Raw genomic sequence first — 928 nt, 5'->3', positions numbered from 1 at the left:
GTTACTAAGCTCAATCGGCTACGTGCCACCAGCAGAAGCGGAGACAGCTTATTACCGACAGCTAAACGAGCAGGCACAGTTCGCCTGTCTCTAACAACTGAGCCTCCACGAAAACCGGGTGGATTCATATTGTCTTCAAGCATACTTAGCTTTATCAATTTAGTAATCGTATTCCTTGCTTACGTCTTATTCAGATAGGTACTGTAGGGTTCAGATTATTACTTGGCTTTGGGAGGTGGGATAAGCATCTTGGCGGCATCTGCCGTACCAAGGTGCTTCTCAAGCGTTTTTTTCAGCGTGCCATCGTGCTGCAGGGCTTCGACCATACCCTTTACTTGTTGTGCTTGTTCGGCGGTAAAGCGTACTTTGGAGAGCATCAGATTTAAAGGGACTTCCGGATCGTCCGGCACCCAGTCTTCAGGAACGAATTCATTTTCCAGCTGCTGCGTGGACAACATTCCCCGGTAAACTGGCACGGGTGAAAAGATGGCTTGTACGCGGCGGATAATCAGCATGTTGTACAGGGAATTGATGTCCGCTACCTCGATGACACGACCCTGTTCCCTTAACGAGGAAATAACACTGTCGTATCCAGGTCCATGTGAGAACGAGCGGCCGACCGCTATGCGCAGCTGATTGTTGGATAGAAAGGCTGCTTTGCCACCGGCGGTGGTGTTTTTTCTTACAATCGCAAAGTTACGTTGTTGAAGGTAGGGCACCATCCAGGCGATTTTCTCACGCTCCGGCGTGCGGATTTTATGTCCGGCTATATCGGCGGTTCCCATTTCGATGCGGCGCATGATGACCTGTCCTGACAACCGTAGACACACCCACTTCAAATGCAGACCAATTGCCTGCTGAATTTTTCTGCAAACACCGCCGGTGCCAAATTACCTAGCCGAGAGTGGCGTCGTTGGCGGTTGTAAAA

1 protein-coding gene is annotated in these 928 nt (G+C 50.2%); it reads right to left on the bottom strand.

Features of this window, described 5'->3' with window-relative positions; all coding sequences use genetic code 11:
* Nucleotides 1-218 precede the first annotated feature (218 nt).
* A complete protein-coding gene (locus ACUHMQ_RS20850; protein WP_445297358.1) occupies nt 219-800 on the bottom strand; it encodes a transporter substrate-binding domain-containing protein in 582 nt (193 codons plus the stop codon).
* Between the last annotated feature and the right edge of the window lie 128 nt (nt 801-928).

The sequence above is a fragment of the Chitinimonas violaceus genome (assembly GCF_052601015.1).
This window is presented reverse-complemented; position numbering and strand designations above follow the sequence as displayed.